We start from the raw sequence: 24,789 nt of genomic DNA on the forward strand, positions 1-24,789 counted from the left end.
CGGGACTTCCGCGGCGCGGTAGTTTCGTGGCATTGACCGGAACCATGGATGCAATCCAGGCATGAACGCGACGATGCGACTTTCCTGTGGCGTATGGCTGGCGGCGATGCTCGCCGGCTGCGCCAGCGCCCCCTCCAAGCCCGAGGCCGTGGCCCACATGATCCAGCCCCAGCGCGTCACCGAGCATCGCGGCCATGACGACCTGCTCACCGCGGGCCTGGGTCTGGACGGCCTGCGCGCGATGGCGGCGCCCGCGTTCGCCGACCCAGCCCATCCCACGGCCGCCGAGCTGCGCCGCCGGGCGATCTGGGGGAACTGGCGCGGCATCGCCGACCTGTCGCCGACCGGCGCCTACGGCCAGGCCTACGGCAGCGTGGCCAGCGTGCCGGGGCGCGAGTACTCGGCGCTGGCGAAGGTGCCCGGGGCGGCGCAGCCGCACCGCGTGCTGGTGCAGGTGCCGGACAGCTTCGATACGCGCAGGCGCTGCATCGTGGTCACCGCCTCGTCGGGTTCGCGCGGCATCTATGGCGCCATCGCGGTCGCCGCACCGTGGGGCCTGCCGAAGGGCTGCGCCATCGCCTATACCGACAAGGGCGCGGGCACGGACTACTTCGACCTCGACGAGCAGCAGGGTGCGCGCGAGGACGGCACGGTGGGTGCGTTGGGCACCGATGCGCTGGCCTTCGCGCCCGACGCGCCGGTGGGCGCCAGCGGCGTGGCGGTGAAGCACGCGCATTCCAAGGACAACCCGGAAGCGGACTGGGGCCGGCATGTGAAGCAGGCCGCCGAGTTCGCGCTGGCCGCGCTGGATCAGGCGTTCCCGCAGGCGGCGCCGTTCCGCTTCGACAATACGCGCGTCATCGCGGTCGGCATTTCCAATGGCGGGGGCGCGGTCCTGCGTGCCAGCGAAGAGGAGGGCGGCTGGCTGGATGCCGTCGTCGCCGGAGAGCCCAACATCTACGCCGCCGATGCGCCGGGCGCGCGCTCGCTGTACGACTACACGACCGAAGCCGCACTGCTGATGCCGTGCGCGCTGCTGGACCTGCCGGCGGAGACGTTGCCGCAGCCGCCGCTGCGTGCCCAGGTGGAACCGCTGTGGGCCGCGCGCTGCGCCACGCTCAAGGCGGCGGGCCTGGTCACCGGGGGTGATGCGAAGGCGCAGGCCGCCTCGGCCCGGGCGCAGCTGAAAGCGAACGGCTGGACCGAAGAGGCGCTGGTGGCCGGTGCGCTGAGCGTCGGCTTCGATCTGTGGCGCGCGGTGGCCGTCACCTACGCCTCGGCCTACGGCCGCTACGGCGTGGGCGAACATCCGTGCGGGTACGCGTTCTCTGCGCAGAACCCGGACTTCAGTGCACGCGCGGCAAGCGCGGCAGAACGCGCCGCCTGGTGGTCCGACGGCAGCGGCATTCCGCCGGGTGCGGGCGTGGGCATCGTGGACACGAAGCTGGCGCCGCCGGACTTCACCCTGCCGGGCCTGCAGTGCCTGCGTGCGTTGCAGACCGGTGACGGCGACGACGCGCGCCGCGTGCAGGCCGGCATCGCGCAGACGGCCGCGCGCTTTCCGAAGACGCGCCGCCCCGTGGTGGTGATCCACGGCCTGGACGACGGGCTGGTGCCGCCGGCGTTCTCCAGTGCGCCGTACGTGGAGGCCGCGCGCACCGCCAATCCGGATGTGCGCTACTGGCAGGTGCGGCATGCGCAGCACTTCGACGGCTTCCTGGCGCTACCGGCCTACGGGGCGCGCTATGTCCCCCTGCTGCCGTACGTCTACGCTGCCCTGGACCAGGTCGACGCCACCCTGGATGGCAGCAGGGAACTGCCGGCCAATGCGCTGATCAATGCCAATCCGCGCGGCGCGGGGAGCGTGGAAGCCAGCCAGTTCGCGATTCCGCGCTGAGCCTGCTGTTGTAGGAGCGACGTGAGTCGCGACCGTAGACGTGGCCAGTCCGGGTGGACTGGCTGTGCAAGGAATCTTGGCTGCTCCATTGCCGCCGTCGCGACTGACGTCGCTCCTACAGGGAGTCTGGCGCCCCCCACGACGGATTCACCCGGTTCGGCTTACCCTGTAGGCCGTTTCCGGCCAGCGACGCCCTCATGTCCCGACACTTCTCCATGATCCGCGACTTCCAGCTGGCCGACTGGTTCACGCTGGGCAACGCCTTCTGCGGCACCGGGGCCATCTTTGCGTCGATGCGCTTCTTGCAGGAAGGCATCCTGCGCGACCTGATGATCGGCATGGCGCTGATCCCGCTGGCCTTCATCTTCGATGCCCTGGACGGCCGCGTGGCGCGGTGGCGCAAGCAGGCCTCGGTGCTGGGGCGCGAACTGGATTCCCTGGCCGACGTGATCTCCTTCGGCGTTGCCCCGGCCGCGCTGGCCTATGCCTGCGGCATGCAGGGCGGCTGGGACTGGCTGGTGCTGTCGTACTTCGTCGCCTGCGGCGTCAGCCGGCTCGCGCGCTACAACGTCACCGCCGAGACGCTGGCCGAGGGTGGCGACAAGGTGAAGTTCTTCGAGGGCACGCCCATTCCCACCAGCCTGGTGCTGGTCATCGTGCTGGCCGTGGCGGCCTATCTTGGCCATGTGGGTCCGCACCTGTGGCTGGGATCATTGAAGCTGGGCCCGTGGCTGCTGCACCCGCTGGTGCTGCTGTACGCCATATCCGGCACGCTGATGATCAGCAAGACGCTGCGCATTCCCAAGCCCTGAGCCGTGAGGTGAGAGCGCGTCATGCACGCGTCGCCGGCCGCGGCTAGAATCGGTCGGGAAGGGAGGGCACATGGCAAATTCCGTTCCACCGTGGCCGGGCGATTTCGAATCGGTGGCCCAGCAGTACTGGAGCCTGTGGGGCGACGCCCTGCGACAGGTTGGCGCAGGGCCGGCGATGCCGATGCCGGGCGCAGCCCCGGGCTGGCAACAGACGGTCGATTGGTGGGCGAAGCTGGTGCCCGGTGGACAGGCGCAGGTGGACGAGGCCGTCGGCCGCTTCCAGCGGCAGGCTAGCCAGTGGTTCGGCCAGATGCAGCAGGTCGCGGCGCAGTTCACCGGCCGCGATCACGACGCCACCGACATCGGCCGCGCCTGGCGCTCTGCGCTGGGCATGGCCGATCCCACGCCCGCGCACAATCCCTTCGCCGACATCTTCCGCAGCATGCAGGGGGGCGCACACGGACTGGATGGCTGGATGCAGCAGCTGCGTCCTTGGCTGGAGAACCTGCAACGTGATGGCGACCGCTGGCGGCACATGCCGACCTTCGGCCTGACGCGCGAGCACCAGGAACGCTGGCAGCATCTGGCCCAGGCCTACCAGGACTACCAGCAGCGCGTCGCCGAATACGACCAGCTGATGCTGCAGGTGGCGCAGGACGCATTCGCCCGTTTCGAGCGCAAGCTGGAGGAGCACGCCGAACCGGGCCGCCAGCTGCAGAACGCGCGCGCGCTGTTCGACCTGTGGATCGACGCAGCCGAAGACGCCTACGCGCAGGTCGCCCTGTCCGAGGATTTCCGCCATGCCTTTGCCGGCCTCGCCAATGCGCAGGCGCGCCTGCGGCTGGGCGTGCAGCGTGAGGTGGAGCAGGTCTGCTCCCTGTTCGGCATGCCGACGCGCACCGAGGTGGATTCCGCGCATCGCAAGATCGTCGAGTTGGAGCGCGCCATGCGAAAGCTGACGCGTGTGCAGGCCGCACCCGCTCGTCGCGCCCCGACGCCACGCACCGCGGCGTCCACGGAAGCACCGGTCAGCACGCAGGCACCGCCTCCGCCCGCGCCTGCCGCAGCGAAACCGACAGCGGCGAAGAAGCGTGCGCCCGTCCGCCGCAAGGCAGCAGCGCCCAAAGCGGCGCCCAAGCCGCGTCCGGCGGCCAAGAAGAAGGCAGCGAAGAAGCCTGCACGGCGGACCATCGCGGCCGCTGCGCCTGTGGCAAGCAAGCGGGAACCCGTTGTCGCGGCGCCCCGGGGGGTTGCGAAAAAGCCTGCCAGGGTGAAGAAGTCCGTCGCCAAGGCCGTGCCGAAGGTGCGCGTCGCAAAGGCGCCGAAGAAAACGGCAGCGCCTGCCGCGAAGCCGGCGTCGGTCGTGTCGATGAAGGACTGGGTGGCGCGCAACGCCGCGCGCGCCGCGACCACCGAGGCGCCGAAAGCCGCCAGGAAGACGAAGCGGGGTAAAGGCAAGTGAACGGACCGCTCAACTTCACCGCCGAGGCGCTGGCCCAGGAGGCCACCACGCTGGTGCAGAAACTCTCCGCCGGCCTGCATACGCTACCGGAGGTGGACGACGTCCACTACGGCGCCACCCAGAAGCAGGAAGTCTGGCGCGACGGCAAGGTGGTGCTGTACCGCTTCGTCGGCGAGAAGGCGCCGACGGCGAAGGTGCCGCTGCTGATCGTCTACGCGCTAGTCAACCGTCCCTACATGGTGGACCTGCAGCACGACCGCTCCCTGGTGAAGGGCCTGCTGGCACAGGGCGAAGACGTCTACGTCATCGACTGGGGCTATCCGGACCGCTCGGACCGCTTCCTGGAACTGGACGACTACATCAACCGTTTCATTGATGGTGCGGTGGACCACCTGCGCGACAGCAGCGGCCGCGAGGCGGTCAACGTGCTGGGCATCTGCCAGGGTGGCGCGTTCTCCCTGTGTTATGCCTCGCTGCACCCGGAGAAGGTCAAGAACCTCATCACCATGGTCACGCCGGTGGACTTCCATACGCCGGACAACATGCTGTCGCACTGGACGCGCGAACTGGACGTGGACCTGTTCGTCGACGCGCTGGGCAACGTGCCCGCCGACATGATGAACGCCTGTTACCTGATGCTGAAGCCGTTCCGGCTGAACCTGCAGAAGTACGTGGGCCTGATGGATATCCTGGACGACAAGCGCGCCATCGAGGATTTCCTGCGCATGGAGAAGTGGATCTTCGACTCGCCCGACCTGGCGGGTGAAGCCTTCCGGCAGTTCATCACGCAGTTCTACCAGCGCAACGGCTTCATCAAGGGTGGCATCGAGATCGGCGGCGAGACGGTGGACCTGGGTTTCGTCGACATGCCGGTACTGAACATCTACGCCGAGCAGGACCATCTGGTGCCGCCGGATGCGTCACGGGCGTTGAAGGACGTGGTGGGCACGGCGGACTACACCGAGCTGAGTTTCAAGGGAGGCCACATCGGCATCTACGTCTCCAGCCGCGCCCAGCGCGAAGTCCCGTCGGCCATCCACCACTGGCTGGGACAGCGCGCTCGGTAAGCGTGCGCGGTGCCTTCTGTAGGAGCGACGTGAGTCGCGACCGCGATCCGACAGGGAATGAAGGTCGATGGAGCCAGATCTCTCTGTTCGACCGGCCTGCTGGTGTCGGCGCATCGGGCGGTGCGGTCGCGACTTACGTCGCTCCTACAGACGTTCGCTTCCTTCACCTCTGTTGCGATAGGGTAGTCCCATGCTGTCACGCCTCACGCTCGTCACCTGTCTGATCGCCTTTTCCGGGCTCGTGTCCGCCGCACCGTCGCCGACCGCCAAGCGCGAAATCCAGGGCCTGATGGACGCGCTGTCCGCCTCGTCGTGTGAGTTTCAGCGCAACGGCACGTGGCATGGTCGTGACGAGGCGCGCAAGCACCTGCAGCGCAAGTACGACTACCTGCTGAAGCGCGACCTGGTCGACACCGCCGAGCAGTTCATCGAGCGTGCCGCCAGCAAGAGCAGCATGAGCGGGCGGGCTTACCAGGTGTGGTGCCCGGGCCAGCCCGCGCAGCCGGCCGCCGCCTGGTTCAAGGCCCGGCTGGATGCGCTGCGCGGTTCAGGCGCGCCCGGTCGCTGACGCGCTAGACTGGCCGCGGACCACCGTGGGGAGTTGCTGGCGATGAGTACCGCATCCAAGCCGTTTGCCAGGTCGCTGAACGACCGCATGATCGCGGGCGTGATGGGCGGCATCGCGCATCGCTACGGCTGGAGTTCCACCCTGCTGCGCGTGATCTTCGTGATCGTTTCCATCGCCTCGGCGGCGTTCCCCGGCATCCTGGTCTATCTGATCCTCTGGCTGCTGATGCCGAACGAACAGGACTGATCCATGTCGGTCACCGGGCTGTGGGTCGCGCGGGCCTTCGGCATCGTGTGGGCCGTTCCCAATACCGCGGTCGGCGTGCTGGCCGGTGTCGTGGGCATGGCGTTCGGTGCGCGCGCGGAATGGAGCCGTCGCGATTTCGCACTCGTGTTCCATCGCTGGCCCTGGGGTCCGGGCGGCGCCATCACCTTCGGCAACAGCATCCTGCACACCGGCGACACGCTGGAGGCCGAGTGCATCACCTATGAGCATCGTGCCGGACATGCGCAGCATCCGCGCATCCGCCTGGGCGACCACGAGCGCGCACACGTCTACCAGTACATGGTGCTGGGCCCGCTGTTCCTGCCGCTTTACCTGCTGTGCGGGGGCGTCAGCGTGCGCAATCCCTTCGAACGCGCGGCGGACCGCTACGCACTGACGGGCGAGGGCTGGTGGCCCTGGGACAGTCGCGCCGGTCAGTGAGGCTTCGCGCGGCCCGAGCCGGACTTCTTGCCGCCGCCATCCTGCTTGTTGACGGTGGCCCAGGCGATGCGTTCGGCATCCTCCTTCGATCGTCCTTGCTCGCGCTCGGAGTCCTCGATGTGTTCGGCCTGGCGCTTCTGCTTGTCGGTATAGGCGGACTTTTCGCCACGGGGCATGACGGTGCTCCTGCGCAGGGGTGTGGGTCCAGCCTGCGCTTACATGCGTAAGCGCGGCATGACGGGGGCGTCAACGGCACGCAACGCACCCGTCGGGCCTCAGCGCTCCAGTCGCTGGAACGAGAACAGTGGCCACAACGGGTGCGGGCGCCGTTCGATCAGGGCGCGCAGCAATCCGGCGCCCAGCATGCTGTAGGTGATGCCATTGCCGCCGTACGCCATCGCAAAATGCACCCGCGGTCCCCACTGCGCATGCGGGCCGAAGAAGGGCAGCCCGTCTTCCGTTTCCGCGAACGTACCGGCCCAGGAGAACGCCGGCGTGATCTCCAGCGCGGGGAAAAGGGCGTGCAGCCGTTTCAGCAGGGTCCGCGCCTTCTTCTCGACCCGCGCGTCGCGCTTGGCGGGAATGTCGACAGCGTCGTCTTCGCCGCCTACCAACAGCCGGCGGTCGGATGTGCTGCGCGCATAGAGGTACGGGCGCGCGGTTTCCCACAACAGCGTGTCGGACAGGAAGCCGAGCGTTTCCTCGGGCATCGGGTCGCTGATGACGGCATAGCTGCTGCGATTGCGTGCCACCGATTTCTTCAGCCAGTGCTGGCTGGCGTATCCCGCTGCGACGACGAGATGCGCGGCGCGCACGGTGAACCCGGTGTCCGTGCGCAACGCGACGCCACGCGTCGTCGTCCTGATCTCGACGACGCGCGTCCGGTCGAACACCGAAGCCCCCTGCTTCTGCAGGCGCTGGAGCAGGCGATGGGTCAGGCGGTAAGGATCCACGCGCGCGCCTTGCCGGCTGAGCAGGGCCGCGGGCGCGTCGAAGCCATAGTCCTCGTGCACGCGTTCGGCATCGAGCAGCTCGACCTCCAGGCCATGTCGCCGCCGAGTGGCGTGTTCTTCCTCCAGTGCGCGCACGTCGCGGCGGCGGCTGGCGTAGTACAGGCTGGCGTTGCGCGCGAAGCCCACATCGCGCCACGCCGAGGCGACCGCATGCAGCTGGTCGATGGCGGCGGCGCAGGCGCGGTAGGCGAGGGCGGCATCGGCCTCGCCGTGTCGCTTGGCCAGGTCGACCAGATGGGTGTCGATCTCGTACTGCAGCAGCGCCGTGCTGGCGGCCGTGCTGCCCCAGCCTATGTCGCGCTGTTCGAGGATCGCCACGTCGAAGCCGTGGCCGGCCAGTTCATCCGCGATCAGTGCGCCGGTGATGCCGCCGCCGAGCACGGCCACGTCGCACCGATGGTCGGTTTCCAGGCGCGGGAAGGCTTGCATCAGGCCGTTGCTCACCGCCCAGAAGGGATACCCGCTCTTCAGGTCCATGCATGCCTCGCGTTCCGATGACGCGGAGATGCTGGCAGGTGCCGGTGCAGGGCCGGGTGAAGGCCCCGCGGTGGTCAGCGGGGCAGGGCGCCCTGCAGGAACAGTTCCACTGAAGCCAGCGCCTGCGCTTCCAGCGTGTCCACGTCGGGCAGGTGGTGGCTGCCCGCGGCCAGGCGGAAGATCTGGTCGCCGAACAGGCTCATGTAGAACTGCGCGGCGGCGGCCTTCGGCGAGGCCAGCTGCATGCGGCCCGCGGCCACCTGCTGCTCGAAGTACGCGGCCAGGGTAGCGCGGATGGAGGCGACCGCATGGTCCAGGAACCAGTCGCGCAGCGCGGGGAATGATTGCCCTTCGCCGATCACGATGCGGTACACCACCTGCGAATCGGTGCGCGCCATGACCTGCGCCATGCGGATCGCCACCCGGCGCAGTGCCTGCTCGGGCGGCAGTTCGGTCAGGTTGAGGTCGCTGAGCAGGTGGATGTGCATGTCCAGCCGGCGCTCGAGGATGGCGCTGGCCAGGCCTTCCTTGTCGCCGAAGATGCGGTACAGCGTGGCCAGCGATCCGCCGGCGCGCGCGACGATCTCGCTGAGCCGCGCGTGCTGGTAGCCCTTCTCGGCGAACACTTCGGTGGCCGCGTCGAGGAACTTCTCCGCGCGGATCTCGCCACGCCTGCACAGATCCACCTGCGGTCGCGGTCGCAGCGGCGAGCGTGACGTGTCGCTGAAAACGTTTTCCAGATGATCGGTCGTAGTGCTCACGGGAGTTCCTGCGCGCGGCCGTTGGGCGACGATTCCCGCAGCCTAGCAAAAGCTCGACGGACTGTGGCAAATGCATGACAGGGCGCGCGTTTTCTCACAGTCCGGGCGTAGTCGCACACGGTGCCCTAGACTGCCCCTCCCGGCCGTCCGGCCGCAGGGCGGAGACTAGTGATGCGACACGGATGGGCGTGGTGGCTAGGGTGCCTGGTGGCCGCGTGCACGATGGCCGGCGCCGTGCGCGCGCAGACCTGGGCCATCGAGCGGGCGACCGTCGTGGCCTCGCCCGAGGCCGTGCCGTTGGCCGATGCCGTGGTCGTGGTGCGTGACGGGCGCATCGTGTCGGTCGGTCGTGCAGGCGAGGTGCGGGTGCCGGCCGATGCGCGCCGGATCGATGCGGACGGCCGCGTGCTGGTGGCCGGCTTCTGGAACAGTCATATGCACTTCCTGCTGCCCGGCCTGACGGAAGTGGCCGACGCACCGGCCGCCGCGCTGGAACTCGAAGTCCGTTCGCTGCTGACGCGCTGGGGGTTCACCAGTGTGTTCGACCTGGGTGGACTGCCGGGCAATGCGCGCCGTCTGCGGGCCCGTATCGAGGCCGGCGACGTGCGTGGCCCGCGCATCCTGACCGTGGATGCGCCGTTCTATCCCGCCGACGGCACGCCGCACTACGTCCGTGATGTGATGAAGCAGCACGGCGCTCCCTCGGCCGAGGTCGCCACACCCGACGCCGCGCGTGCCCGTGTACGCACGCAACTGAATGATGGTGCCGACGGCGCCAAACTGTTCATCGGGGCGCTGGTCGGTGGTCCGCAGGGCGTGGTGCACATGTCGTCTGACGTAGCGCGTGCCGTGGTGGAAACGGCGCATGCCGCGCGCCGCCCGGTGTTCGCGCATCCCAGCACCACGCAGGGCATCGAGATCGCCCTGCAGGCGGGCGTGGACGTACTGGCGCACAGCACGCCCATCGATGGCCCATGGCCGGACGGCATGGCGCAGCGGCTGGTGGCCGCCGACATGGCGCTGGTGCCGTCGCTGAAACTGTTCGAAGTGGAACTGCGCAAGGAAAGCGTGCCACCTGCCGTCATCGAACGCTTCCTGGCGGTCGGGCAGGGACAGCTGCGCGCGTTCCGCCAGGCGGGCGGACAGGTGCTGTTCGGCACCGACGTGGGCTATATCCACGACAGCGACCCGCACCGCGAGTACGCCCTGATGGCCGGTGCCGGCATGGACTGGCGCGCCATCCTGGCCAGCCTGACCACCGAGCCGGCGCGCCGCTTCGGTCATGCTTCGCGCAGCGGACGCATCGCACCCGGCATGGACGCGGACCTGGTGCTGCTGGGTCGCGATCCGGCCGACGACGTGCTGGCGCTGTCCGATGTGGTGTGGGTGATGCGCGGTGGCCAGGTGCAGTACGAGGCCGCCGAACGGGGCGCGCCCGCTCAGAGGTAGCGGGTGATCGCCGGTGCGTGGTCCCAGCGGTCGTGCGCGCCATCCACGTAGGTGATCGGCGCGGCCTGCAGTTCCTCGGGCGTCACGTCCTCCAGGCATCCCAGGTTCACCCCGTAGATGCGCTGCCCGTCGGGCACGTCGTTGCCCACGCCGAACGGGCGCACGCCGCAGGTCCGGCAGAAGTAGTGCGCGTTGCGCCGCGTGTTGAAGCGGTACTCGGTCAGCGCGTCTTCGCCGGCCAGCAGGCGGAAGCGCTCCGGGGGCACGATGGCCGGCCAGAACCGGTTGCGCCGGCAGACCGAGCAGTTGCAGCGGTAGGTGGGCTGGGCCAGGTCGATGTCCGCCTGGAACCGCACGGCACCGCAATGGCAGCTGCCGGAATAGGTCTTCAGCATGTGGCCTCCCGTGCCGATATCGTCCCCGGGGCGGCCGGGCCAGTCCCGCCGGCATCGCCGGAGCCCGGAGGATAGCCCCGTCCGCGGAGTCGTGCATGTTGAAAACCTTCGATGTTGCGGAGCTCCGGCCCGGCATGCACGTGCAGCGGCTGCTGGGGCCCTGGATGCAGCATCCGTTCTGGCGCACCTCGTTCGTCCTGGACGAGGCCCGTCTGGCGCAGCTGCAGGACAGCGGCGTGCAGCAGGTCGTGGTGGACCTGGCGCGCAGCCAGCTGGATGACGGGCCCATCGCCGATGGCGTGCCGCCCGAAGCAGCGGCGTGGCCGCAGCAAGCCGACGCCGCCGCTGCCGCGGAGGGCGAGCGTCGCCGTGTCGTGGTCCCCGACGGTCGGCCCGACTTCGCCGCCGAACTGGCGCGCGCCCGTCGCATCTGCGACGAGGCCCGCGATGCCGTGGAGGCCATGTTCCGCGAGGTGAGGCTGGGGCGCGGCGTCGATGCCGGCCAGGCGATGCCCCTGATAGACGAGATCACCGGTTCGGTCGACCGCCATCCCACCGCGCTGGTCAGCGTGGCGCGCCTGAAGGACGCCGACAGCTACACCTACCTGCACTCGGTGGCGGTGAGCGCCCTGATGGTGATGCTGGGTCGCGAGATCGGCTTGAGCGACGCCCAACTGCGCGAGGCCGCACTGGGCGGCCTGCTGCACGACATGGGCAAGGCCGCCATGCCGCTGGACGTGCTGAACAAGCCCGGCAGGCTGACCGAGGAGGAATTCGACGTCATCCGCCAGCACCCCGTGCACGGCGAGCGCCTGCTGCGCGAGGGCGGCGTCACCCAGGAGGGCGTGCTGCACATCACCCGCCACCACCACGAGCGCGTGGACGGCACCGGCTATCCCGACCGTCTGCCGGGCAGCGCCCTGCCGGTGCTCACCCGCATGGGCGCGATCTGCGATGTCTACGACGCCATCACCTCCAACCGCCCGTACAAGGCCGGCTGGGATCCGGGCGAATCGCTACGCCGCATGGCCGGCTGGCAGGGCCATTTCGATGCCGACCTGCTGAAGGCCTTCGTGCGCAGCCTCGGCATCTATCCGGTGGGCACCCTGGTGCGCCTGTCCAGCGACCGTCTGGCCGTGGTGGTGGAACAGAATCCGGCCACCCTGCTGGCCCCGCGCGTGCGCGTGTTCTATTCGGCCAAGTCGCGCATCCAGCTGCTGCAGGTCGACATCGACCTGACCGCCAGCGAGGGCAGGGAGCGCATCCTCGGCATCGAGTCGCCGGAGAAGTGGGGCTTTCGCGAGCTGGAGAAACTCTGGCTGCCCTGAGTCGCCGGTCTGTCGAATCCGCGCATCCCCGTTCGTCGTCCTGACACATTCCGTGCCCAGGAGGCCATGCATGCGATTCCTTTCGATGATCCGGGTTGACGAAACCACCGGCCAGCAGCCCAGCCAGCGGCTGATGGACGAGATGATGGCGCTGGTCGGCGAGCTGTCCGCCGCGGGCGTACTGCTGGATACCGCCGGCCTGCTGCCGTCGTCGCACGGTGCGCGCGTGCGCTCCCAGCACGGCCGCATCACCGTGACCGACGGACCGTTCGCCGAGGCCCGGGAGGTGATCGGCGGCTATGCCATCCTCCAGGCGGACTCGCTGGACGAGGCCCTCGCCCTGACCCGCCGCTTCCTGCAGGTGCATGGCGACGAGTGGGACATCGAATGCGAAGTGCGGCCGATCGAGGAGTCGCCGTCCGGCGGCTGCGGTCGCGCCTGATCCGGGCCGCGATCATGGCCACGCACACCTACACCGGCAGCTGCCACTGCGGCGCCGTCCGCTATGAATGCGAGCTGGACCTTGCCGCGGGCACGCGCCGCTGCAACTGCCGCTTCTGCCTGAAGACCCGCATGTGGAAGGCGTTCGCACTGGGGGAGGGCAGCTTCCGACTGCTGCAGGGCGCCGACGTCCTGTCGGACTACCGGGCACGCGACTCGTCCTGGCCCGACGGCCACGTACACCACTACTTCTGCGGCCATTGCGGGGTGCGTGGCTTCAGCAAGGGCTACCTGGACATGGCGCCGTTCGATGGATGGTTCCATGCCGTCAACGTCGCCACGCTGGACGGCCTGGACGATGCGCAGCTGGCCGCCATTCCCGTTCAATACGAAAACGGCCGCCACGACGACTGGGACCATTCGCCGGTGAACCCCGGCTACCTGTAGCCCGGCAGACTTCCGGCACGTGTGGGCGCAGGGCGGGCCGGCGAGCATGGCCCGCCCCGCACCGAGAGGAATTTCCATGTCCCTGCTGTCCCTGGTCATGGCGGCCACCGCTGCCTCCGCCCCCGCCCCTGCGGCCGATGCCGCCACCCTGGCCGCCATCGAGGCGACCTGCCTGGACTACATCGACGGCCAGCTCGAAGCCGACCCGGCGCGCGTGGCGCGCGCGCTGCACCCGGACCTGGCCAAGCGCGCCGTCATCGGCGACACGCCCGACGAGCGCCTCGGCCTGCGCCGCATGTCGAAGGACGAACTGGTCTCGCTGACACAGCAGGGCGCGCTGAAGACACCTAAGGGCCAGTGGAACCGCAGCTGCCGCATCCTCGACGTCACCGCCGAGACGGCAGCCGTCCGCCTGGAGACGCCGTGGTTCGTCGATCACTTCCACATGGGCCGCTTCGGCGACCGCTGGATCATCGTCAACGCGCTCTGGCACCCGAAGCCGCGGTAACCGGCGCGTCGGGCAGGTCGGCGGCATGCGGGCAGAGGTCGTACGCCGCCGCTGCCACGAACACCCGGTCGACGTCGAAGCCGCGTTCGGTCGACAGGCCGACCCGGTAGCGGGCGTCGTGCAGTCGTTCGATCGCCAGGTGGACGCGCATCGGCGCGCCACGCGTCCACACGTGGACGATGCGTGGGCCAGGACGGGGGATGCGGTGGCGCGCCAGCGCATGGCGGCGCGCGAAGGCATCCACCTTGCGGACCAGCAGCGGCAGTCCCGTTGCCGTGACCGGACACACCTGCACGTACCCCAGTTCGAAGACGCGGGGCTTGCCGCCGTTCGCATCAGGGACGTACTCGATGGCGTCGTCGCCACAGCCCGCGGATGCGCCCAGCAGGCATGCCAGCACGCAGCAGGCGGACCTCCGTGTTCGCCTCAAGCCGCCTCCGTGCACGGGCCGGGCGCCGCCGGCAAGGGCAGCGACACCACGATGGCCAGCCACAGCATCGCCGTGCCCAGCGCCAGCGCCACGCCTGCGGCTACCCAGTGCGCCAGCGCGCCGATGCCGGCCGCCAGTCCCACCGGCAGCAGCGCGCACCACAGCCCACGCCGGCAGGTGGCGCGGTGTCGCGGCGACAGGCGTGCCATGCCTGCCTGTATGAGTGTGCGGGCGGCACACGCCCCCAGCAGCAGGCCCTGTCCCAGCGCGTAGAGCAGTACCACGGCGAAGAAGGCCGGTCCGTCGCCACCGGCGGCGCGATCCAGGTGGTCGAGGGCGATGAACATCAGGGCCGCCAGCGCCAGGCCGAGCAGCAGCGTGGCCACCAGCATGGCGCGCCATCGCGGCAGCAGCGACGGCCACAGGATCAGCAGCGTGGCCAGCGGCAGCACGGCGTCCATGGCGTCCCCGTAGACCGGGAAGGTCAGCGCTCGCCGCCCGCAGGTCGCGCCGCGGCCGCGTGGTACAGCCAGGCCGACAGCAGCCAGGCCGCCGAGCAGACGGCGGTCAGCGCCAGCAGGAACAACGGCGGTGTCTGCGTGTCCATCGACACGGCGATGGCTCCCGCCGCCATCTGCAGGCAAGCCATGAGCAGCAGCACATGCGCCATCCCGCGCGCATGCAGGCGCGCCATCGCGGCGCCCACCACCCCTGCCAGCAGCACCGCCGCGAACATCAGGTTCGCCGGATGGTCAGGTTCCTCGACGATGCCGACCGCCAGGTTCGCCCATACCAGCAGGAACGCCGTGCCGATCGCCAGCACGCTTGCCGCCAGGTGGCGCGGCACACGCGCCGTGCGCACCATGGCCTCGAACGCGAGGCAGGCGAACAGCAGCAGCGCGCCGAACACGGCGAAATCACCGCCGCTCCAGGCCACCTGGTCGGTGAACCGCATGGCCCCCCAGGGCGCTGCCAGCAGCACCAGTGCACCACCCCATGCCAGCGGACGCAGGACGCGCACCCAAGGTGCCACGGGAGGAAGGACGGCGTGGTTCATGGTCGGATCCGGAGGTCGGCGGGAGTGCCGGCATGCAGCATCCGACGCCGGCATGGCGCGGTGACGGGGCCTGTGTGAAGCGGGGGCGAAGTCCGGGCTCAGGGCGCCGGGCGGTGCGCAAAGCTCAGCACGCGCGTGACCTGCCACTGGCCGTCGCGCTCGCGCCACACCATCACGAAGTCCGCTTCGCCCGCACAGGCCGTCGACCCCATCGGGCAGAAACGGTGCGTGCCCTGCGCGATGGCGCCGAAATCCTTGATCGGGAAGACCTTCAGCGTGCCCGGCACGCGCTCGCGCCGGTAGTTCCCGCACACGTTGGCGCGCGTGCGCTCGATCATCTCATCGCGTGTCCAGGTGACGCCGCCGTTGTCGTGGTAGAACTCCACCGCCGGGTCGAAGTAGGCCGCGTGTTCCGCCAGTCGGGCAGGATCGGCACAGCTGTTGAACGCATCGAAGACCGCGGTGTCCAGCCCGTCGATCACCTGCGTGAGCTGCTCGGGCGAACGCTCGGCCGCGGCGGCGGATTCCACCGCGCCGAACAGCAGCACGCTGCCCATCAGGCCGGTCAGCGCGGCCGTCGCCAGGCGCGAACGGGCCCGGGTCATGCCGACACCAGCGGTGCCTGCGGACGCCCGCCCAGCAGGCGCGCCGGCAGCATCAGCAGCGCACGCAGGAACGCGAACAGCGCCGAGCAGGTGATGCCAACCAGCCGGAACGGCAGCGACAGCAGCCAGACCAGCGGCCAGGCCACCAGCGCCAGCAGGGCGAGCGGCCAGCACAGGACGAACAGCAGGCACCAGGCCAGCAACGCGATCAGGGTTTTCATGTTCCAGGTCCTCGGGCACGAGAGATCGAAGGGCGACAGCGTCGATCCTGCGCGCCTCCTCGGCAACGGACGTGCGACGAAACCCCGCTGGCGCGGATCCAACCCGCCGCAGCCCGCGCGAATCCCGCCGCCCCGGGTCGTGTACTCAGTCCACGCCCAGCAGGCGGCGTGTCACCTGCGCGGCATCCAGGCCGGCCAGCGTGCCGGGCCGGGCGCCGGACCACAGTGGCGAGAAGTCGTCGCGGCCGCGCGCCTCGGCGGCGGCGCGCAGCGGCGCCAGCGCCTGCGATGCCCAGGGGAAGGCGGGCGCCCGGTCCGACAGCGGACCCAGTTCGCGCATCAACCGGTTGACCAGACCGCGCGCGGGCCGGCCGCTGAACAGGTTGGTCAGCGCGGCCTCGCGCGCGGGCTGCACCAGCGCGGCGCGATGGACGGGCGAGGGGGTAGCCTCCGGGCACAGCAGATAGGCCGTGCCGGCCTGCACCGCACTGGCGCCTGCGTCCAGCAGCCTGCGCACGTCGCCGTGGTCGCCCACGCCGCCCGCGGCGATCACCGGCACGGTCAGCGTCCGCGCCAGCGCGGTCACCAGCGCGTGCGTGGTCGGCTGCCGCGACAGGTCGTCGGACAGGAAATGGCCACGGTGGCCGCCGGCTTCGATGCCCTGCGCGATCACCGCATCCACGCCATGGCGCTGCAGCCACAGGCCTTCCTCCACCGTCGTCGCCGAGGACAGCACCACCGCACCCCAGGCCTTGATGCGCGCCAGCAGCGCGGCATCGGGCAGGCCGAAGTGGAAGCTGACGATGCGCGGACGGAACGCTGCCAGCAGATCCACCGTCGCCGCATCCAGCGGACGGCGTGCGCCCGCGGTGGACGGCGCGGGCGGGGCGATGCCGTATTCGTCGTAGTACGGCGCCAGGACCTGCCGCCAGCGCTGTTCCGCGCCGGGATCGGGTTCGGCCAGGGTGTGGCAGAAGAAGTTGAGGTTGATCGGCTGCGGCAGCGCGGCGAAGGCCTGCAGCGCGGCTTCCAGCCGTGCGGGGTCCAGCAGCTCGCAGGGCAGCGATCCCAGGCCACCGGCGCGGGCCACGGCGATCGCCAGCGCTTCGTCCTGCGCGCCGGCCATGGGGGCCTGGATCAGCGGAAGGGCGGTGCCCAGCAGCGAGGCGAGCGTCGTCATGGCGACAGCTTACGCGGGTGGTGGCACGGCCTGGAACGTCGTGTGCACGGTCCACGCGTGCCTGCCGATATCATCGTGCGCGGCGGCGTCGGGGAGCATCATCGTGCAGGCGGAAGACCAGACAGGGGCGACGGACAGGATCGTGGCCTTTCTGCGCGGGATAGGCCTTCCGGTGACGGAGGGCAGCCTCCCGGACGATTGTTTCCTGCCGGGTGTCCGCATCCACCACGGCACGCTGGTGTTCGACCGTCAGCGTCTGCAATGGCCGGGTGACCTGCTGCACGAGGCGGGCCACATCGCGGTGACGCCCGTCGCCTCGCGTACCGCGCTGTCCGACGCGCTGGCCACGCAGGACGAGCCCGCCCACGGTGGCGAAGCCGAAGCGACCGCCTGGGCGTACGCCGCCTGCGTGAAGATCGGCCTGGACGCGGCGGTGCTGTTCCACCCCGGCGGTTACCACGGCCATGCGGAGGCGCTGATCGCCACGTTCTCGATGGGCGTGTATCCGGGCAGCGCGGGACTCGCGGGCTGTGGGATGACGGTGGCCGGCCCGCCCGCCGATGAGGATGCCGGCGGCCGCTATCCGGACATGCTGCACTGGCTCAGACCCTAGCGTCGCCGGCAGTCCGGGCTGCCACATGATGCCCCCGTACCGTCATCCTTCGATCCGCCAGCAGAGGACGCCGAATGAAATACCTGATCTCCTTTCCCAGTGCCGCGATGGTCGCCACCGGGGCCGAACTGGACGCGGCGGGCCGTGATTCGCACGCGGTCATCGAGCAGGCGAAGGCCGCGGGCGTCTACGTCTTCGGTGGCGGCATCGACGAACGCGAACCGCCGGTGCGCGTGTCGGCGGACGGTACGGTGGCGGAAGGCGGCTATCCGTGGGCGCCGCCGCTTACCGGCGGCTTCACCGTGCTGGAACTGCCCTCGCGCGAGGAGGCGATCGCCTGGGCGGCGCGGCTTGCCAAGGCCTGCCGCTGCGATCAGGAACTGCGCGTGTTCGGATTCGATCCGGCCTCGTAGGCCGGCGCACACGAGACGGATCACGCGCGAAGCCGGGGCCGGTGAAGCCCGACATCGGATGCCGGTGTCGGCGCCGATGTCGGGCTTCATTCCGTTCGCCAGTGGCGATGTGCGCAGGCGGCGGCGCCTCAGTCTTCGATGGCTTCCACGCCTTGGCGGTCCAGTTCCGCCAGGCGCGTGCGCATGGTGCTGAGCTGTTCGGGCGTGTGGCCGATCCAGCCCTTCACTTCGGCGACCACGCGCAGGGGGTCGCGCATGCGGTACGAGCGGGTGGGATTGCCGGGGAAGCGCTGGTTGGTGAGGTTGGGGTCGTCCTCGAACGGGCCGGTCGGTTCGACGATGTAGATGTGTCCACGGCCTTCGCCGACAGCCAGTTCCGCGCCCCAGGTGGCGGCTTCCAGCAGGGCGGTGAGGTAGACGTATCGGGCGACGCGGCGCTTGCCGAAGTTGGAGGTGTAGCCCGCGGCGATCAGGTCGCCGGGCGCCAGCCTGGCCTTGGTGCCGTGGTAGTAGATCTCGGTATCGCGCATGGGGGTGGTGTTCCGGTGGCCTGCCGCAGCGGCAGGCCGGCGATACTGCAACCCGAAGCGGGCCTTGCCGCAAGCCCCGGGGCGTTATATAAATTCGTGGTGGGAGGCGCGGCGCGCCTCCCTTTTTTTGTGCGCGGATTGCGATCTTGCATGCGAGATCCGGCCTGCGGCTCTCCCCATCCTGCGGCGCGGCCCGGCGATGCGTGAGCCGTGGGCGCCTTCCTCGGAAGCGTTGATGCATAAGAAAACGGCGGGGATTTCTCCCCGCCGCCGGCATTCCGTTGCAACCACCCCTCAGTGAGGTTTGGCTTCCGGAATGTTCACCTTGTCGATGCCGTGGATCACGCCATTGCGGGCCATGATGTCCGGACGGGTGACGCGAGCGCCACCTACGCTCAGTGTTCCTTCGGCGACCTTGATGGGGGCGGCCTGTCCCTGCACCGTGCGTGCCGACTGCCATTTGCCGACATCGGCCGTGGTCTTGCGACCGCTGACGAGGTGGTAGTTGACCAGTGACGCCAGTTCATCCTTGTTGGCGGGTTGCAGCAGGCGATCCAGCGTGCCGGCAGGCAGCGCGGAGAACGCCTCATCGGTCGGCGCGAACAGGGTGTACTGCTCGGTGCCATCCAATGACGCGGTCAGCCCTGCCTTGTCGATGGCGTTGATGAAGGTGGAGAAGGATGTGTTGCTCTTCAGCGTACCCACCAGGCTCTGTTGGGCGAGGCCTTCTTTCTGTTGCATTTGCATGGGAATTCCTGCGGAGTGGACCCAGTGCGGGTCGAGCGGACGGCCAGGGCCGTGGCCGGGCGAGATGCCAGGCGCAAGCTCAATGCGGAGAGTAGGAGGAGGTGTTGCGCGGCTGAGCAGCCGATACGGTATTGCACCGTAACGCCACTACCGTGCGCTTTCCGTTGTTACTGCCGTGTGAGCTCCGTTCGTCCGAATGTCTCCGGGGCCGCCCACGCACGTGCTAGCGTGCGGTTACGCGGAACTCCGATGCCGGTTACCTGCCGCGCCCGCAATGTGCCGGGTCGCACAAGGGTTGGAGCCGTCTCATGAACATCAAGCGACATCGCGTCGTCTCGAGCCAGTCCCCGTTTCCGGGAATCACCCAGGACCTGCAGAAGCAGGCGGTGCAATGCGCCGAGAACGAGGGTTGGCCCATTCCTGCCGATCTGCCTGAGCCGCTGCGGGTGGTCGCGCAGGCCTCCTTCGCGCACCGCATGGTCACGCACGTGAGCGAGCACGTCAGGGATGAGTATCACTTCTGGTCCGGGCGCCCCGGATCACGCAGGCAGGTGGCGCCGTCGCCGCGGCGTGTCGTGGCCGTGCAGTGGAAGGAGGGACTGCAGGCTGTGCGGCTATGAACAGCATTTCGCTGGTGATCTCGCCGCAGAGCGTGGAGTACGTCGGCGGCCGGCTGGACCCCGACACGGATTCGCGCCTCAATGCCTATCGTCTTGTGCACGAGCAGCAGGGCCGCGCCGGGGATGTGCGCTGGTTCTTCTTCGCCAAGGCCGATCTGAGCAAGCCCGAGGCGCTATCCAGAGCGCAGCAGTGGTATGCCTCCACCCATCATCCGGACTGGCCGGACATGTCGCGCGTATGAAGCCTCCAGGCTGGTAGCGCCTGGGATGGGTGGAGCGAAGCGGTTGTCAAAGGCGGAGCCGGTCTACCCTTCGTCGAGATTTCGGTGCGCCGCGATGTCAAAGCGGGCATCTTAGGCAACCGTGGCCCAGACGAAATCACAACGATGTTTCGAGGATGGCGCAGCCGGCCTCGTCACGACTTCGGTAAGAATGTCACTTCTGAGTTGTTGAGGTCAGATGATTACCAGGACCGCAAGCGTATATTTTTCAGGTGGACGATACATGTTCGCCGCTTCGACCAAGATGCCGGAGGGATTCTGGCAGGTCTGCCATGTTTCCGATGCCATCGAAACGGTGGAGACCAGAGAGATTGGAAAACTGGTGCTGGACGCTCTGTCGCGTTCGGGAGGAGCAGTGAAAGGGTTTTTCGCAAACTCCAAGGCGAGTGTCGCGGGGAAGATGCTTGGCTTCAAGAGCGAGAAGAGTTTCGTTGGTGCAACGCGGTCCGTCATGGTTGAGCTTGATGATGGCCGCGTCCGTGTCACCCGAATGGATTCGGATCTGAAGTACAAAGCGTTCATGTACACCGAGGATGTCGTCGTTGTTGATCCGGATCCCGATACGATTGGCGCCGCAGTGAAATCCTTAACTCATGTATGAAGCAGGGAATCCAAGCGCGATAGGTTGGGTCGAGCCCGCAAAGCCCAGCCTATTGGACTTATCTCGTGAGCGGGTGGAACCGGATGCGCCGCCTCCTGTCCCATGCCGGGAAGCCGGACCGCCCCGGCCTTTACATCGCCCGCCGTTGCCGGTACTTCTGGGGCACGGTGCCGGTGCTGGCCCGTGACGCCAAGCGCATTGAGGACGTGGACACGACCGGCCCGGACCACGGGGCGGACTTGATCCGCTATGGGTGTTTGCAGCAACAATGGGCGACTGCGCTCAAGTTCGTCTGGGAGGGGTGACTTGAGTCCGCCCCAGCACGCCCCAATACTTAATTGCTGCCGCAGGGGGCGGCACGACCAGGGGACAAGACGACATGGCCAAGGACAAGGCGACTTCGCCGAAGCTCCAGCTCACGCTGCCCGAATACAACCGCATCTACGAAATCATCTATTCCGTTCTTGAAGGAAGAGCAAACACGCCATTCGCGTGCATGTTTTTTTCTGCCGCCGGGGCGCTGATCCTTAGCAAGCACTACAAGATTCCAGCTCGCGCGGTAGCAGGTGCTTTCTTGCTGTGTACTGATCCGACGCCTTCGGTCATCAGCATTGCGAAGAACGAAGATGGCATGGTCACGTCTGATCGAGATGGGTTCCATATGTGGGTTCAGACAAAAACGCATGTGATTGACTTCATGGCACCTATCTTCAACGAATCCATTGCGGGCAAGGGCTATCCCAGCGCGGTGCCGCGCAAGATGTTTCAGCGCCCGTTGTCTGCCGAAGCAGAGTCAATCGAAAAACTGCACGTGCCCGGTGATTACTTCACGATGCCCAACATTGAGCTGACTGACGAGCTTGTTGATTCACTATTTGATCGAGATGGAAACGTAGATCTTTTGAAGGTGGTTGACCGTTGGTTCAAGAAATACCCAAAGAAGTTGGATGACCTGAGTCTTTTGAATGACCTCGGTGAAGTGCACAAGCTGACCTTGAGCGCGCCCCGGATTTCGGGATCTTGGTAAGTCATGATCACACTCAACAGCGAACGGGGGCTTGTCCGCATTGCTTCTTGGGATGACATCGAGTCTGTCCCAGGATTCACTGCGGACATAGACCCCAAGACGGTCAAGCTTAAAGAGATCATTGGCAGCTACACGTTCGGTGCCTTGATCCCATGTGGCCTTTCGACCTGTCATCAGCCCCACGGCAACGGATTCCTTGTTGCTGCTGCAGACGGCAGAGTGACAAATATCGGGCGCATCTGTGGCAAGAAGCACTTCGATGTAGAGTTCACTCAGATGAGCCGCGTCTTCCTTGCCGCTGTCAGGGCGCAGCAGAACCGCGAGTTCTTAGGCGAGCTGCGGAATCGGCTTCCCACCATCTCAACCGAAGTCGCCACCATCAAGACAGAACAGCACGGCGCAGCATGGATCAATACTCGCGTTAATCAGCTCATCGGCAAATCAACCGCTCTTCCGACGCCGATCATTAACGCGGTTCGGCAAGCAGTACGGCGCGGCGATGGCTCCCTCATAATTGAGCGCGCAGCGACCAAGAAAGAGCGCGAAGAACGATCCGCAGCGGTGGACGTCAAGGGTCTTGAGCACCTGCGTCGGAACGTCCCATTTGTTGTAGAGGATCGCGTGGGACAGCTTGATGGATTCCCCGCGCTTGCCCCTAGCAATGGGTTGCGGGAGATCATCGGGAGCATTGAGCCGCTTCTAGCAGCCCTTTCGGAAGCTGACATTGAGAGCCTGCCGGACAAACAGCTCCGGGAGCTGTCGAAGGTAGGTGGGGAGCTTGACGCGAACCTTGAGCACCTTCGCAATGTGGTTGCTGCCAGAAGGCGTTTGCTGACGCGGCAGAACATCCAGCAACTCACGAGGTTCGCCACTAGCAGCGCTGACAGCCGCTCGTTTGCGACGTTCCTGCGCGACCTTCCCAGTTGAGTACATGACCTTGAATATTCGCGACGCTTTGCGAGACCCAAACATATCCGGCAAGCTGATGCTCGCCTTGCAACGTGCGGTTTCAGACCAGTTTACTCAAACTGATTGGGAAGAATTGGGTTATGAAACCGGCGAGCACGACTACATTACCGGGCACCAGCGCCTCATGCGGAGCCTGTATTTCGGCGATGAAGATTATGGTGCTTGCGTCTTCCAAGCGCTCCGATACTTTGCAGATCACAACACGGCTGCCATTGAGGCGCTTCTCAAGCGGAAGAAGATTCGGTTTGCGCTGGAGAATGACGCTCCGGAATTGCTGCATGAGCTGGGACTGATCGAGTCGCATGTGCCGACAATGCCGTCCGGCAGCATCACGGCGTCGCAAGTCGTCGAGCGCGCACTGGCAGACGCGGACCATCTGCTAGCGAAGAGCGGCCCCATCAGCTGCATCGACCGCTTGCATACCGCGCTCCACGGGTATTTGAAGGACTTGGCTGTTCGCGCTGGGCTAGCCGTCGATGACCAAGCATCCCTCACTCAGCTATTCAAGCTGCTGCGCGCCAGCCACCCGAAGTTCCAGCACCTCGGCAGCCAAGACAAAGACATTGTGCGGGTGCTTAACTCGCTCTCCAACGTCGTTGATGCGCTCAACACGATCCGGAATCATGCGTCGGTCGCGCACCCCAACGACAATCTGCTGGATGAGGCGGAGGCAATGCTGATGGTGAACGTCACGCGGACGCTGCTCCACTACCTCAACGCGAAGGTTTAGCGGGCCGACGATCTGCCGCCCGCGCACTCGGGCCTCCGCCGACCCGTCCCGACGATCCGCTGGGCGCCGCCACGCGCGGAAGCAGGGAGAGTTACCGATCCGTTTCCGAAGTTCCAAAAACGGAAAGTCCGCTTGCGCGAAAGATTCCGTAACCCGCTGATTTAAAGGATGTTTTAGTTGGCGTCCCCGCAGGGCTTCGAACCCCGGTCGCTACCGGGAAAGGGTAGCTTCAGAAGAACTAGTCGGATCAAACCAATGGCCGGCTTCTGTTCATTAGGGAAGGTCAATGGCGTACTGACAACGCACGTTCCCCACAAACGAAAAAACCCTGGAGGTCCAGGGTCTGATCGTGGTGCCGGAGGTGGGACTCGAACCCACACGCTTTTAAGGGCGGCGGATTTTGAGTCCGCTGCGTCTACCGTTCCGCCACTCCGGCGCGGACGCGAAGTATAGCCGAGCCGGCCCCCCGCCGACAGGCCGGTGCCCCACAGCCCCTCAGTTGACCTGATCGGTGCCCAGCAGCCGCTCACCGCGCCGCTGCCAGCCCCCGCCACCGGCCTCGTCTTCCGGCGTGAAGATCCCGCAGCGGACCATCGTGCGCTGGTACACGTGCAGGCTCACCGCGATGGCCTTGTCGCTGGGATTGCGGATGGTGTGGTACTCGTGCGGCGGGATCAGACTGCCCGCCGACCCCGTGCCCGCCTCGATGGTGCCCGCCGGCACGAACCGATACCGCACGTCATCCCGCTCGGCCAGCTCGTACTGCGTGATCTCCAGCCGCCCCCGCCACACCCCCTCCACGCACCACATGCCCGAATGATCGTGGATCTTGGTGCCCTGGCCCGGGCCCCACGTCATCGCGATCACGCTGTAGCCATGCTCCGGACTGGTGTACAGCTCACGGCGCGCGTAATGGTCCGAGATCGGCTCCAGCACACAGGCCGGCAGGCTGACCTCCTCATCGCAGATCAGTTCGCACAGCGACTTGCGCAGCGCATCGGTGACGGCACGGTCGTCGCCCAGCGCGACGGCGGCATCCAGCGAGGCGACCAGCTTGTCGGCGCCCGGAAAATCGAGGGTCATGGGACGGCCCCGGTAAGAATGTGTGCCCAGTTTAGCCGGGTGGGCGCGGACGGGGTTTTGCGGTGCGGGAGGGTTGGCCGTTCCCTCGCCCCGCCAGCGGCGGGGAGAGGGTGCCCAACGGGCGGGTGAGGGGGGAACGGAGAGGGAACGCATCGGCACCGGGGCGATACCGGGCTCGCCCCTCATCCGCCCTCCGGGCACCTTCTCCCCGCCTCGCGGGGAGAAGGAACAGCGTCGAGGTCTCCCCACCCTCATCCGTCTTCGGCGCGTTCTCCGCCTCGCAGGGAGAAGGGAACAGCTTTATGGCTCGCACACCCTCATCCGGCACTGCGCGCCACCCCGTATCGAGTAC

General features: G+C 67.6%; 33 protein-coding genes, 1 tRNA gene and 1 pseudogene. 21 read left to right on the forward strand and 14 right to left on the reverse strand.

Annotation, left to right across the window (positions count from 1 at the left end; translation table 11 throughout):
• Positions 1-73: 73 nt before the first annotated feature.
• The 7 genes from V8246_RS13770 to V8246_RS13800 all read left to right on the forward strand — a co-directional run bounded on the left by V8246_RS13770 (position 74) and on the right by V8246_RS13800 (position 6,511).
• A complete protein-coding gene (locus V8246_RS13770; RefSeq protein WP_336189704.1) occupies positions 74-1,897 on the forward strand; it encodes a 3-hydroxybutyrate oligomer hydrolase family protein in 1,824 nt (607 codons plus the stop codon).
• Positions 1,898-2,094: 197 nt separating this feature from the next.
• A complete protein-coding gene (locus tag V8246_RS13775; RefSeq protein WP_187572962.1) occupies positions 2,095-2,709 on the forward strand; it encodes a CDP-alcohol phosphatidyltransferase family protein in 615 nt (204 codons plus the stop codon).
• Between the two features lie 70 nt (positions 2,710-2,779).
• The gene (gene phaE, locus V8246_RS13780; RefSeq protein ID WP_336189705.1) at positions 2,780-4,171 is read left to right on the forward strand and encodes a class III poly(R)-hydroxyalkanoic acid synthase subunit PhaE; all 1,392 of its coding nucleotides are present in this window, start codon (positions 2,780-2,782) and stop codon (positions 4,169-4,171) included.
• Entirely contained in the window at positions 4,168-5,238 is a 1,071-nt protein-coding gene (locus tag V8246_RS13785) for a class III poly(R)-hydroxyalkanoic acid synthase subunit PhaC (RefSeq protein WP_336189706.1), read from the forward strand. Before phaE ends, V8246_RS13785 begins: the two co-directional genes overlap by 4 nt.
• A gap of 190 nt (positions 5,239-5,428) precedes the next feature.
• Positions 5,429-5,806, forward strand: coding sequence for a DUF5329 domain-containing protein (locus V8246_RS13790; protein ID WP_336189707.1), 378 nt, complete (start codon positions 5,429-5,431; stop codon positions 5,804-5,806).
• 42 nt (positions 5,807-5,848) lie between these two features.
• Positions 5,849-6,052, forward strand: a complete 204-nt coding sequence (locus V8246_RS13795) for a PspC domain-containing protein (RefSeq protein ID WP_162108503.1) — start codon at positions 5,849-5,851, stop codon at positions 6,050-6,052.
• A gap of 3 nt (positions 6,053-6,055) precedes the next feature.
• Positions 6,056-6,511: a hypothetical protein gene (locus tag V8246_RS13800; protein ID WP_187572958.1), complete on the forward strand. Its 456-nt coding sequence runs from the start codon at positions 6,056-6,058 to the stop codon at positions 6,509-6,511.
• 14 nt (positions 6,512-6,525) lie between these two features.
• Here V8246_RS13800 and V8246_RS13805 read toward each other — a convergent pair.
• The 3 genes and pseudogenes from V8246_RS13805 to V8246_RS13815 all read right to left on the reverse strand — a co-directional run.
• A pseudogene (locus tag V8246_RS13805) lies at positions 6,526-6,687 on the reverse strand (HupB); the annotation flags it as partial.
• 99 nt (positions 6,688-6,786) lie between these two features.
• Positions 6,787-8,001: an FAD-dependent oxidoreductase gene (locus tag V8246_RS13810; protein WP_336189708.1), complete on the reverse strand. Its 1,215-nt coding sequence runs from the start codon at positions 7,999-8,001 to the stop codon at positions 6,787-6,789.
• Between the two features lie 74 nt (positions 8,002-8,075).
• Positions 8,076-8,762, reverse strand: a complete 687-nt coding sequence (locus tag V8246_RS13815) for a TetR/AcrR family transcriptional regulator (RefSeq protein ID WP_336189709.1) — start codon at positions 8,760-8,762, stop codon at positions 8,076-8,078.
• Positions 8,763-8,933: 171 nt separating this feature from the next.
• Here V8246_RS13815 and V8246_RS13820 point away from each other — a divergent pair, with 171 nt between their 5' ends.
• Positions 8,934-10,211, forward strand: a complete 1,278-nt coding sequence (locus V8246_RS13820; protein ID WP_336189710.1) for an amidohydrolase family protein — start codon at positions 8,934-8,936, stop codon at positions 10,209-10,211.
• Here V8246_RS13820 and V8246_RS13825 read toward each other — a convergent pair.
• Positions 10,202-10,606, reverse strand: a complete 405-nt coding sequence (locus V8246_RS13825) for a GFA family protein (protein WP_336189711.1) — start codon at positions 10,604-10,606, stop codon at positions 10,202-10,204. The genes V8246_RS13820 and V8246_RS13825 overlap by 10 nt on opposite strands.
• A 95-nt stretch (positions 10,607-10,701) precedes the next feature.
• Here V8246_RS13825 and V8246_RS13830 point away from each other — a divergent pair, with 95 nt between their 5' ends.
• From V8246_RS13830 to V8246_RS13845, 4 genes are all read left to right on the forward strand, one after another.
• Entirely contained in the window at positions 10,702-11,934 is a 1,233-nt protein-coding gene (locus V8246_RS13830) for an HD-GYP domain-containing protein (protein ID WP_336189712.1), read from the forward strand.
• A 70-nt stretch (positions 11,935-12,004) separates the two neighbouring features.
• A complete protein-coding gene (locus V8246_RS13835; protein ID WP_336189713.1) occupies positions 12,005-12,376 on the forward strand; it encodes a YciI family protein in 372 nt (123 codons plus the stop codon).
• Positions 12,377-12,390: 14 nt separating this feature from the next.
• Complete coding sequence (locus V8246_RS13840; RefSeq protein WP_185896500.1) at positions 12,391-12,822, forward strand: GFA family protein; 432 nt, start codon at positions 12,391-12,393, stop codon at positions 12,820-12,822.
• Positions 12,823-12,898: 76 nt separating this feature from the next.
• Positions 12,899-13,330: a nuclear transport factor 2 family protein gene (locus tag V8246_RS13845; protein ID WP_336189714.1), complete on the forward strand. Its 432-nt coding sequence runs from the start codon at positions 12,899-12,901 to the stop codon at positions 13,328-13,330.
• Here the strand turns inward: V8246_RS13845 and V8246_RS13850 are convergent.
• From V8246_RS13850 to V8246_RS13875, 6 genes are all read right to left on the reverse strand, one after another.
• Positions 13,299-13,730: a hypothetical protein gene (locus V8246_RS13850; RefSeq protein WP_336189715.1), complete on the reverse strand. Its 432-nt coding sequence runs from the start codon at positions 13,728-13,730 to the stop codon at positions 13,299-13,301. The genes V8246_RS13845 and V8246_RS13850 overlap by 32 nt on opposite strands.
• Before the next feature lie 26 nt (positions 13,731-13,756).
• Entirely contained in the window at positions 13,757-14,221 is a 465-nt protein-coding gene (locus V8246_RS13855; RefSeq protein WP_336189716.1) for a hypothetical protein, read from the reverse strand.
• A gap of 23 nt (positions 14,222-14,244) precedes the next feature.
• A complete protein-coding gene (locus V8246_RS13860) occupies positions 14,245-14,817 on the reverse strand; it encodes a hypothetical protein (protein ID WP_336189717.1) in 573 nt (190 codons plus the stop codon).
• A gap of 98 nt (positions 14,818-14,915) precedes the next feature.
• Positions 14,916-15,422, reverse strand: coding sequence for a nuclear transport factor 2 family protein (locus tag V8246_RS13865; protein WP_336189718.1), 507 nt, complete (start codon positions 15,420-15,422; stop codon positions 14,916-14,918).
• Complete coding sequence (locus V8246_RS13870) at positions 15,419-15,643, reverse strand: hypothetical protein (protein ID WP_162108492.1); 225 nt, start codon at positions 15,641-15,643, stop codon at positions 15,419-15,421. Before V8246_RS13870 ends, V8246_RS13865 begins: the two co-directional genes overlap by 4 nt.
• A 145-nt stretch (positions 15,644-15,788) precedes the next feature.
• Positions 15,789-16,823: a nitronate monooxygenase gene (locus V8246_RS13875; protein WP_336189720.1), complete on the reverse strand. Its 1,035-nt coding sequence runs from the start codon at positions 16,821-16,823 to the stop codon at positions 15,789-15,791.
• On the opposite strand from V8246_RS13875, the gene V8246_RS13880 reads away from it, so the two are divergent.
• Both V8246_RS13880 and V8246_RS13885 read left to right on the forward strand, forming a co-directional pair.
• Positions 16,822-17,436, forward strand: coding sequence for a hypothetical protein (locus tag V8246_RS13880; protein WP_336189721.1), 615 nt, complete (start codon positions 16,822-16,824; stop codon positions 17,434-17,436). The genes V8246_RS13875 and V8246_RS13880 overlap by 2 nt on opposite strands.
• Positions 17,437-17,510: 74 nt before the next feature.
• Entirely contained in the window at positions 17,511-17,849 is a 339-nt protein-coding gene (locus V8246_RS13885; protein WP_336189722.1) for a YciI family protein, read from the forward strand.
• Positions 17,850-17,977: 128 nt separating this feature from the next.
• Here the strand turns inward: V8246_RS13885 and arr are convergent, their stop codons facing one another.
• The gene (arr, locus tag V8246_RS13890) at positions 17,978-18,379 is read right to left on the reverse strand and encodes an NAD(+)--rifampin ADP-ribosyltransferase (protein ID WP_336189723.1); all 402 of its coding nucleotides are present in this window, start codon (positions 18,377-18,379) and stop codon (positions 17,978-17,980) included.
• A 294-nt stretch (positions 18,380-18,673) separates the two neighbouring features.
• Entirely contained in the window at positions 18,674-19,120 is a 447-nt protein-coding gene (locus V8246_RS13895) for a fasciclin domain-containing protein (protein ID WP_336189724.1), read from the reverse strand.
• A gap of 314 nt (positions 19,121-19,434) precedes the next feature.
• Here V8246_RS13895 and V8246_RS13900 point away from each other — a divergent pair, with 314 nt between their 5' ends.
• The 7 genes from V8246_RS13900 to V8246_RS13930 all read left to right on the forward strand — a co-directional run bounded on the left by V8246_RS13900 (position 19,435) and on the right by V8246_RS13930 (position 23,354).
• Positions 19,435-19,746 carry a hypothetical protein gene (locus V8246_RS13900; RefSeq protein ID WP_336189726.1) on the forward strand — a complete coding sequence of 104 codons (312 nt, stop codon included), beginning with the start codon at positions 19,435-19,437 and terminating at the stop codon, positions 19,744-19,746.
• On the forward strand, positions 19,743-19,988 hold the full coding sequence (locus V8246_RS13905) for a hypothetical protein (RefSeq protein WP_336189727.1): 246 nt from the start codon (positions 19,743-19,745) through the stop codon (positions 19,986-19,988). The genes V8246_RS13900 and V8246_RS13905 overlap by 4 nt, the downstream gene beginning before the upstream one ends.
• A 262-nt stretch (positions 19,989-20,250) precedes the next feature.
• Positions 20,251-20,628 carry a hypothetical protein gene (locus V8246_RS13910; protein ID WP_336189728.1) on the forward strand — a complete coding sequence of 126 codons (378 nt, stop codon included), beginning with the start codon at positions 20,251-20,253 and terminating at the stop codon, positions 20,626-20,628.
• An 83-nt stretch (positions 20,629-20,711) separates the two neighbouring features.
• On the forward strand, positions 20,712-20,933 hold the full coding sequence (locus tag V8246_RS13915) for a hypothetical protein (RefSeq protein WP_336189729.1): 222 nt from the start codon (positions 20,712-20,714) through the stop codon (positions 20,931-20,933).
• Between the two features lie 74 nt (positions 20,934-21,007).
• Positions 21,008-21,655 carry a DUF2026 family protein gene (locus V8246_RS13920; RefSeq protein WP_336189730.1) on the forward strand — a complete coding sequence of 216 codons (648 nt, stop codon included), beginning with the start codon at positions 21,008-21,010 and terminating at the stop codon, positions 21,653-21,655.
• Between the two features lie 3 nt (positions 21,656-21,658).
• Positions 21,659-22,582, forward strand: coding sequence for a hypothetical protein (locus tag V8246_RS13925; protein WP_336189731.1), 924 nt, complete (start codon positions 21,659-21,661; stop codon positions 22,580-22,582).
• Between the two features lie 4 nt (positions 22,583-22,586).
• Positions 22,587-23,354, forward strand: a complete 768-nt coding sequence (locus V8246_RS13930) for an abortive infection family protein (RefSeq protein WP_336189733.1) — start codon at positions 22,587-22,589, stop codon at positions 23,352-23,354.
• A gap of 350 nt (positions 23,355-23,704) precedes the next feature.
• Here the strand turns inward: V8246_RS13930 and V8246_RS13935 are convergent.
• Positions 23,705-23,790 (reverse strand) — tRNA-Leu (locus V8246_RS13935).
• 59 nt (positions 23,791-23,849) lie between these two features.
• Positions 23,850-24,437 carry a cysteine dioxygenase family protein gene (locus V8246_RS13940; RefSeq protein WP_162108477.1) on the reverse strand — a complete coding sequence of 196 codons (588 nt, stop codon included), beginning with the start codon at positions 24,435-24,437 and terminating at the stop codon, positions 23,850-23,852.
• Positions 24,438-24,789: the final 352 nt, after the last annotated feature.

This window comes from Pseudoxanthomonas sp. F11, assembly GCF_037046485.1.
Lineage (GTDB): Bacteria > Pseudomonadota > Gammaproteobacteria > Xanthomonadales > Xanthomonadaceae > Pseudoxanthomonas_A.

What these genes read in the sequence shown, in the direction of transcription:
- V8246_RS13770 (WP_336189704.1), top strand. Translation starts at nt 74, where the DNA reads ATGCGACTTTCCTGTGGCGTATGGCTGGCGGCGATGCTCGCCGGCTGC.
- V8246_RS13775 (WP_187572962.1), top strand. Translation starts at nt 2,095, where the DNA reads ATGTCCCGACACTTCTCCATGATCCGCGACTTCCAGCTGGCCGACTGG.
- phaE (WP_336189705.1), top strand. Translation starts at nt 2,780, where the DNA reads ATGGCAAATTCCGTTCCACCGTGGCCGGGCGATTTCGAATCGGTGGCC.
- V8246_RS13790 (WP_336189707.1), top strand. Translation starts at nt 5,429, where the DNA reads ATGCTGTCACGCCTCACGCTCGTCACCTGTCTGATCGCCTTTTCCGGG.
- V8246_RS13795 (WP_162108503.1), top strand. Translation starts at nt 5,849, where the DNA reads ATGAGTACCGCATCCAAGCCGTTTGCCAGGTCGCTGAACGACCGCATG.
- V8246_RS13800 (WP_187572958.1), top strand. Translation starts at nt 6,056, where the DNA reads ATGTCGGTCACCGGGCTGTGGGTCGCGCGGGCCTTCGGCATCGTGTGG.
- V8246_RS13810 (WP_336189708.1), bottom strand. Translation starts at nt 8,001, where the DNA reads ATGGACCTGAAGAGCGGGTATCCCTTCTGGGCGGTGAGCAACGGCCTG.
- V8246_RS13820 (WP_336189710.1), top strand. Translation starts at nt 8,934, where the DNA reads ATGCGACACGGATGGGCGTGGTGGCTAGGGTGCCTGGTGGCCGCGTGC.
- V8246_RS13825 (WP_336189711.1), bottom strand. Translation starts at nt 10,606, where the DNA reads ATGCTGAAGACCTATTCCGGCAGCTGCCATTGCGGTGCCGTGCGGTTC.
- V8246_RS13830 (WP_336189712.1), top strand. Translation starts at nt 10,702, where the DNA reads ATGTTGAAAACCTTCGATGTTGCGGAGCTCCGGCCCGGCATGCACGTG.
- V8246_RS13835 (WP_336189713.1), top strand. Translation starts at nt 12,005, where the DNA reads ATGCGATTCCTTTCGATGATCCGGGTTGACGAAACCACCGGCCAGCAG.
- V8246_RS13840 (WP_185896500.1), top strand. Translation starts at nt 12,391, where the DNA reads ATGGCCACGCACACCTACACCGGCAGCTGCCACTGCGGCGCCGTCCGC.
- V8246_RS13845 (WP_336189714.1), top strand. Translation starts at nt 12,899, where the DNA reads ATGTCCCTGCTGTCCCTGGTCATGGCGGCCACCGCTGCCTCCGCCCCC.
- V8246_RS13855 (WP_336189716.1), bottom strand. Translation starts at nt 14,221, where the DNA reads ATGGACGCCGTGCTGCCGCTGGCCACGCTGCTGATCCTGTGGCCGTCG.
- V8246_RS13860 (WP_336189717.1), bottom strand. Translation starts at nt 14,817, where the DNA reads ATGAACCACGCCGTCCTTCCTCCCGTGGCACCTTGGGTGCGCGTCCTG.
- V8246_RS13865 (WP_336189718.1), bottom strand. Translation starts at nt 15,422, where the DNA reads ATGACCCGGGCCCGTTCGCGCCTGGCGACGGCCGCGCTGACCGGCCTG.
- V8246_RS13870 (WP_162108492.1), bottom strand. Translation starts at nt 15,643, where the DNA reads ATGAAAACCCTGATCGCGTTGCTGGCCTGGTGCCTGCTGTTCGTCCTG.
- V8246_RS13880 (WP_336189721.1), top strand. Translation starts at nt 16,822, where the DNA reads ATGGCGACAGCTTACGCGGGTGGTGGCACGGCCTGGAACGTCGTGTGC.
- V8246_RS13875 (WP_336189720.1), bottom strand. Translation starts at nt 16,823, where the DNA reads ATGACGACGCTCGCCTCGCTGCTGGGCACCGCCCTTCCGCTGATCCAG.
- V8246_RS13885 (WP_336189722.1), top strand. Translation starts at nt 17,511, where the DNA reads ATGAAATACCTGATCTCCTTTCCCAGTGCCGCGATGGTCGCCACCGGG.
- arr (WP_336189723.1), bottom strand. Translation starts at nt 18,379, where the DNA reads ATGCGCGATACCGAGATCTACTACCACGGCACCAAGGCCAGGCTGGCG.
- V8246_RS13895 (WP_336189724.1), bottom strand. Translation starts at nt 19,120, where the DNA reads ATGCAACAGAAAGAAGGCCTCGCCCAACAGAGCCTGGTGGGTACGCTG.
- V8246_RS13900 (WP_336189726.1), top strand. Translation starts at nt 19,435, where the DNA reads ATGAACATCAAGCGACATCGCGTCGTCTCGAGCCAGTCCCCGTTTCCG.
- V8246_RS13905 (WP_336189727.1), top strand. Translation starts at nt 19,743, where the DNA reads ATGAACAGCATTTCGCTGGTGATCTCGCCGCAGAGCGTGGAGTACGTC.
- V8246_RS13910 (WP_336189728.1), top strand. Translation starts at nt 20,251, where the DNA reads ATGTTCGCCGCTTCGACCAAGATGCCGGAGGGATTCTGGCAGGTCTGC.
- V8246_RS13915 (WP_336189729.1), top strand. Translation starts at nt 20,712, where the DNA reads ATGCGCCGCCTCCTGTCCCATGCCGGGAAGCCGGACCGCCCCGGCCTT.
- V8246_RS13920 (WP_336189730.1), top strand. Translation starts at nt 21,008, where the DNA reads ATGGCCAAGGACAAGGCGACTTCGCCGAAGCTCCAGCTCACGCTGCCC.
- V8246_RS13925 (WP_336189731.1), top strand. Translation starts at nt 21,659, where the DNA reads ATGATCACACTCAACAGCGAACGGGGGCTTGTCCGCATTGCTTCTTGG.
- V8246_RS13930 (WP_336189733.1), top strand. Translation starts at nt 22,587, where the DNA reads ATGACCTTGAATATTCGCGACGCTTTGCGAGACCCAAACATATCCGGC.
- V8246_RS13940 (WP_162108477.1), bottom strand. Translation starts at nt 24,437, where the DNA reads ATGACCCTCGATTTTCCGGGCGCCGACAAGCTGGTCGCCTCGCTGGAT.